Annotated in this window: 1 pseudogene; it reads left to right on the top strand. The window is 50.8% G+C overall.

Annotated features, from left to right (window positions below):
• A pseudogene (locus tag UF06_RS25290) lies at nt 1-388 on the top strand (secretin and TonB N-terminal domain-containing protein); the annotation flags it as partial.

A 388-nucleotide genomic window follows, 5' to 3' on the forward strand; every position in this document is an offset into this window, starting at 1 on the left:
ATGTGTCAGCGACGCGGATGCTGGCGTCTGTCTCGGGGGAGTTTCACCATGAGTATCGTTTGTCTGGGCGCTATTTGGAAGCGACGGTCAGTCGCATAGAAACTCCGCAGCAAGTTGAGGAGAAAAGCCTCCTTGAAAAAGAGGGCAAGCTTATCTAGATCAATTTCCAAGACATTCCGGTGAGGAACGTCTTGCAACTGATAGCGGACTACATCGGTTTTAATCTAGTGGTCTCCGATTCGGTCACGGGCAATCTTACGCTGCGTTTGGATGGCGTGTCGTGGCAGCAAGTACTCGACATCATTTTGCAAGTCAAAGGGCTCGACAAGCGGGTGGAAGGCGATGTGGTGCTGATCGCGCCAAAAGAAGAGTTTGATTTGCGTGAAAA

It is taken from the genome of Vibrio sp. S234-5 (genome assembly GCF_000960595.1).
In the GTDB taxonomy this organism is placed as follows: domain Bacteria; phylum Pseudomonadota; class Gammaproteobacteria; order Enterobacterales; family Vibrionaceae; genus Vibrio.